Genomic DNA, 5,067 nt, shown 5'->3' on the forward strand with positions numbered 1-5,067 from the left:
TTCGGGATGATCGTCGTCACCGGGATGCGGACGAGGTGCTCGATGGTGGACGATGCGATAGGGGCGCAGACGATGGCGAGCGCCCCCTCGCGCTCGGCACGCACCGCGGCGATGAGGGTGTCCTCGAAGGTGTGGACCGGGTACTCGCGGACGCGGATCGGCTGACCGTCGATCGTGACAGTCCTCTCCTGGATGGACTCCAGGACATAGCGGGCGGCGATGAGGCCGATGAAAGCCTCGCCCGACGGCTGGGAGAAGGACCTGACGGCATTTGCGATCGCCCGGAGGGTCGGGAGGGTCGGCGACCTCTTGCCGGTGAGGATCTTGTAGAGAGTGCTCTGGGCGATCCCGCTCCTCTCCGAGAGTTCGCGCACGCTGATCCGCAGGTCGGTCTTCAGGATGTGGTTGAGGGTCGCGGTGAACTCGTCGTCCGAGATGAGGGCCGCCTTGAGTAGGCGGTCGATGGGGTCTGCCTGGATCATGTACTTCTGTTTGTGCAAACGAAGACGATGAATGTTTCTTCCTGTCCACAGATCCTGCCCCCCGGGAGGGGACAGGGATGGAGTTTCACATGACAACCAGACAATCCGAGTCCAAATTTTTCCTCATCGTACAGGTGAAAAGGGCAGGATAATGACCTATAAATATCCTCGGGGCCACCAGTACGCTCATGGCAAAAAAGATGCTTGCCGCAGCCCTCCTCTTCGGGCTTGCGGTTATTCTTCTGGCAACCGGATGCGTCTCCGAGGAGACGCCGAAGACCGAAGCAGCGGAGGTCGGCATTACCTACACCCAGGGCGTCGGCCCGATGCCGATGCTCCTCTCCACAGGCGAGATCGACGGATACATCGCCTGGCAGCCCATCGTGGAAGTCGCCCCGTTGAGCGGCATCGGAAAGGTCGCCTCGTACTCGCAGGACCTCCCCCCCGCGGGGATGTGGAAGGACCACTCCTGCTGCGTGATCGCCGCCCGTGACGACTTCACCGCGGACCACCGCGACGTCGTCAACGCCATCAGCGCCCTCGGCATCCTGGGCAACCAGTATGTAAATGAGCACCAGAACGAGTCCGCCGAGATCGTCGCCGACTGGCTCGTCGGCAAGGGCAACTTCACCTTTGGCGACGTCTCGGTGAACTCTGTCGACGTCCTTGAGCAGGCGATCCCGACCATCAAGTTCACGAGCGAACCCTCCGCACAGTGGCAGGACGGCGTCATGCTCTTTGTCGACGCCCAGTCAGACCTCGGCTACCTCACCGGCTCGTTGAAAAACGCCACCCCTGAGGAACAGAAGGCCCTGCTCTTCAACACCCGGCCGTACACCGACGCGAAGGCGATGCTCGATGCAGGAAAGATCGCCACCCCGGCAAAGCTCGACAAGCCCTTCGGCATCGGCTACCTGATGTCGGACCACCACGCCTCGCTCTTCGTCGCGATCAAGAAGTGGGAGTACTTCGACCAGACCTACGGCATCGCCCTGAAGCCGAAGGATCCGACCCAGACCAGGCCCGAGAACCTCGAACTGATCATCAATGGTGAGAAGATCGCCGACGTCACTCTCGTCTCCGGCGCCGCCGGTCCGGCCCTGATGCAGCTCGCCGCGACCAACAACATCCAGATGGCCTGGGTCGGCGCTCCGCCGGCGATCAGCGCCATCGACAAAGGAACACCTATTAAGATCGTCCAACCCGTTAATACTGAGGGATCCGGACTTGTCGTCGCTGCATCCGCACCGGTTAACGACTGGCCGACCTTCGCTGAATGGGCGAAGACGAGAGCTGCCGAAGGCAAGCCGCTGAAGATTGCGGCCCCGCTGAAGGGCTCCATCCAGGATGTCATGCTCAAGTTCGCCCTGAAAGACAGCGGACTGGTGGTGAAAGAAGTCTGATGAAGACAACGGAATCGGCGAAGAGAAAACGTACAGGAACAGCGTTTCTTGGGAGGAAGGCCATAGGTGCCATCCTTCCCATTTTACTCATCATCGGCTGGGAGATTGCAGCGATACTCATCGACAGCGAGTTCATCCTGCCGCGGGTGGAGTCGGTGCTCGCCATCCTCACTGCCCCCACCGTTGACATCCTGGGCAGCGGGAGCCTCATCGACAACGCACTCCTCTCCATTGAGCGCGTCCTCCTGGGCTTCGGCCTTGCGGCGGCCGTCGGCATCCCGATCGGCATCGTGATGGGCTACTGGAGAGGGGCCGAGAACTTCCTCGACCCGACGATCCAGATCTTCCGCCCGATCCCGCCGCTGGCCTGGATCCCGCTCGCCCTTGCATGGTTCAAGACCGGGCTCGTCTCGATGACCTTCATCATCTTCATCGGTGCGGTCTTCCCTGTCCTGCTCAACACAGTCGACGGGGTCAAGTCGGTGAACAGGACCTGGGTCGAGTCGGCGTACACCTTCGGTGCGAGCCAGGCCCAGATCCTCAGGAAGGTCATCTTTCCGGCGTCCCTGCCCACGATCTGGACCGGCCTCCGGGTCGGCTTCGGAATCGCGTGGATGTGTGTCGTTGCGGCCGAGATGCTCCCGGGAACGACCTCAGGTCTCGGGTACCTCATCATGTACGCCTACAACTGGGGCCAGTCCCAGGTGATCATCGCGGGCATGATCGTCATCGGCCTGATCGGCCTCGGCATCGACGGCCTCTTCAGGGCCATTGAAAACAGGGAGTTCAGGTGGAGGGGGATGGTCAGATGAGCCTCTCCATCGAGCATGTCTCAAAGGTCTTCACCAACGAAATGGGTGAGGAGGTCGTCGCACTCGGCGACATCTCCCTCGACGTGAAGGACGGCGAGTTCATCTGCATCCTCGGCCCCTCTGGCTGCGGCAAGACGACGCTCCTGCGGATCATCGCAGGACTCGACAACCCGACAGGCGGCCGGGCGGCGATCAACGAGAAGGAGATCGCCGGGCCGACACCCGAGATGGCGATGATCTTCCAGGAGTACTCGCTTTATCCCTGGCGCACGGTCCTCGACAACATCGCCTTCGGGCTTGAGGTGCAGGGCGTCGGGAAAGAGGAGAGGTATGCGCGGGCAAAAAAATACCTTGCCCTGGTGGGCCTCGATGATTTCGAGCACAGCCACCCGTACGAACTCTCCGGCGGCATGCGCCAGCGCGTGGCCGTCGCCCGGGCGCTCTGCGTCGAGCCCCAGGTGCTCCTCATGGACGAGCCCTTCGGGGCCCTGGACGCCCAGACCAGAAACACGATGCAGAGAGAACTGCTTGAGATCTGGAAAAAAACCGGAAAGACTGTGATCTTCGTGACGCACAGCGTCGACGAGGCAGTCTATCTCTCCGACAGGGTCGTCGTCCTCTCCCCGCGGCCATCCCGCGTGCAGGAGGTCATCCCCATCGAGGTGCCGCGGCCGCGTGACCGCACCAGTGCCGAGTTCGCGCAGGTGAGGAGGTACGTCCTCTCCCTGATCCAGGGAGGCGAAGAAGCCTCCCAGTAACCTTTATTAAGCAAAATAACCATGTTATAAAGCACTAACTTACGGCGAGGCGTTGTGAGGTATGGTACGAAAACCAGGAGTAATGTATAGAAATCTCGCCAAGAAGGCCTACACCCGGCGAGAATATATGGGCGGTGTCCCCGGCAGTAAGGTTGTTCAGTACGATATGGGCGACCCGAGTGGTTCTTTCCCTCTTGAGATCACCCTTGAAGTGCTCGAAGCCTGCCAGATCCGTCACTCCGCTCTTGAAGCGGCACGTATTAACATTAACAGGCGCCTGATGAAGGAGGTGGGACGTTCGAACTACTATCTCAAGCTCCGCACCTACCCCCACCATGTGCTTCGTGAGAACAAGCAGGCAACCGGCGCCGGTGCAGACCGTGTGTCAGAAGGTATGCGCCTTGCATTCGGCAAGGCCGTTGGCTCTGCCGCCCGTGTCACCCCGGGCCAGAAGGTCTTCACCGTCTGGACCAACCCGCAGTACACGGACAAGGCAAAGGATGCCCTCAAGCACGGCGGGTACAAGCTCCCTACGCCGACCCGCGTGGTTGTCTTCGAGTGAAGCAGGACGAAATTTTCTTCCTCTTCTTTTCTTTGCCGGAGGGGCGGCGGGAATGAGATATTTTTTTAGCGGCCCCTCCCCCATACTACTCAATGATAGAGAGAGCGGCATCCGGCCTTTCCGGGGCAGTCGCATCTGCTACCTATTCTGCGTTCCTGGAAGCCGAAACATCGATTCCGGCAGACGTACGGCGCGCCCTCGCACGGGCCCGCGACCGGGAACAGAGTGCAACCGCCCGCACCCAGTTTGAGAACATCGAGGAGAACATCAGGTATGCGGAGGAGCACGGGCTGCCGATATGCCAGGACACCGGCGTCCCGGTCGTCTATCTCACCATTCCCCCGACCGTGCCCTTCAGCCGCGACCTCTTCGACGCGGTCGCCGATGGAGTGAGGCGGGCGACACGCGAGGTTCCTCTCAGGCCGAACGTCGTCGACCCCCTCACCCGCGAGAACAGCGGCGACAACACAGGCGAAGGAATGCCCGCGGTCCATGTGATGCCCGGAGACGAGTTGACCGTCACCGTCCTCCCGAAGGGGGCCGGCGCGGAGAACTGTTCCCGGGTCAGGATGCTCCTCCCCTCCGAGACCGGCGAGATCGAGCGTTTCGTCGCCGAAACCGCGCTCCTTGCCGGCGGCCGCCCCTGCCCGCCCGTCGTCCTCGGCGTCGGCATCGGGTCGACCTTCGACGGTGCGGCGGCCCTTGCGAAGGAGGCGCTCCTCCTGCCCATCGACGAGATGACCTCGTTCGAGCAGGAGATCTGCGACGCCGTCAACGCCCTGGGCATCGGGCCGATGGGCCTTGGCGGGGACACGACGGCCCTCGCGGTGAAGGTGAAGACCGGCGCCTGCCACACCGCGTCCCTGCCCGTGGCTGTCAATGTGCAGTGCTGGGCCTGCAGGCGGGCGACCCGCCGCGTGGAGGTGGCGGAATGATCCACCTCGCAACGCCGCTCGGCGACGAGGTGCTCGACCTCCGTGCGGGGGACGCCGTCACCCTCTCCGGGACCGTGTACACGGCGCGGGACGAGGCGCACCAGAGAATGATGGA

The 5,067-nt window shown here is 62.2% G+C and carries 7 protein-coding genes; 6 read left to right on the forward strand and 1 reads right to left on the reverse strand.

Annotated features, from left to right (window positions below; translation table 11 throughout):
- Window positions 1-482 (reverse strand): helix-turn-helix domain-containing protein (locus tag PHP59_RS11240; protein WP_300167009.1); only part of this gene is annotated, 482 nt, incomplete at its 3' end.
- Between the two features lie 188 nt (window positions 483-670).
- Here PHP59_RS11240 and PHP59_RS11245 point away from each other — a divergent pair.
- From PHP59_RS11245 to PHP59_RS11270, 6 genes are all read left to right on the forward strand, one after another.
- The gene (locus PHP59_RS11245) at window positions 671-1,885 is read left to right on the forward strand and encodes an ABC transporter substrate-binding protein (RefSeq protein ID WP_300167012.1); all 1,215 of its coding nucleotides are present in this window, start codon (window positions 671-673) and stop codon (window positions 1,883-1,885) included.
- Complete coding sequence (locus tag PHP59_RS11250) at window positions 1,885-2,697, forward strand: ABC transporter permease (RefSeq protein ID WP_300167015.1); 813 nt, start codon at window positions 1,885-1,887, stop codon at window positions 2,695-2,697. Before PHP59_RS11245 ends, PHP59_RS11250 begins: the two co-directional genes overlap by 1 nt.
- On the forward strand, window positions 2,694-3,455 hold the full coding sequence (locus PHP59_RS11255; RefSeq protein WP_300167017.1) for an ABC transporter ATP-binding protein: 762 nt from the start codon (window positions 2,694-2,696) through the stop codon (window positions 3,453-3,455). Before PHP59_RS11250 ends, PHP59_RS11255 begins: the two co-directional genes overlap by 4 nt.
- 61 nt (window positions 3,456-3,516) lie before the next feature.
- Window positions 3,517-4,017: a 50S ribosomal protein L16 gene (locus PHP59_RS11260; protein ID WP_300167020.1), complete on the forward strand. Its 501-nt coding sequence runs from the start codon at window positions 3,517-3,519 to the stop codon at window positions 4,015-4,017.
- Between the two features lie 92 nt (window positions 4,018-4,109).
- Complete coding sequence (locus tag PHP59_RS11265) at window positions 4,110-4,952, forward strand: fumarate hydratase (RefSeq protein WP_300167023.1); 843 nt, start codon at window positions 4,110-4,112, stop codon at window positions 4,950-4,952.
- Window positions 4,949-5,067 (forward strand): fumarate hydratase C-terminal domain-containing protein (locus tag PHP59_RS11270; RefSeq protein WP_300167027.1); only part of this gene is annotated, 119 nt, incomplete at its 3' end. The genes PHP59_RS11265 and PHP59_RS11270, both read left to right, overlap by 4 nt.

The sequence above is a fragment of the Methanofollis sp. genome (assembly GCF_028702905.1).
Classification (GTDB): Archaea; Halobacteriota; Methanomicrobia; order Methanomicrobiales; family Methanofollaceae; genus Methanofollis.

Coding starts and splice junctions, on each gene's coding strand:
- PHP59_RS11260 (WP_300167020.1), top strand. CDS start 3,517: ATGGTACGAAAACCAGGAGTAATGTATAGAAATCTCGCCAAGAAGGCC.
- PHP59_RS11255 (WP_300167017.1), top strand. CDS start 2,694: ATGAGCCTCTCCATCGAGCATGTCTCAAAGGTCTTCACCAACGAAATG.
- PHP59_RS11245 (WP_300167012.1), top strand. CDS start 671: ATGGCAAAAAAGATGCTTGCCGCAGCCCTCCTCTTCGGGCTTGCGGTT.
- PHP59_RS11265 (WP_300167023.1), top strand. CDS start 4,110: ATGATAGAGAGAGCGGCATCCGGCCTTTCCGGGGCAGTCGCATCTGCT.
- PHP59_RS11250 (WP_300167015.1), top strand. CDS start 1,885: ATGAAGACAACGGAATCGGCGAAGAGAAAACGTACAGGAACAGCGTTT.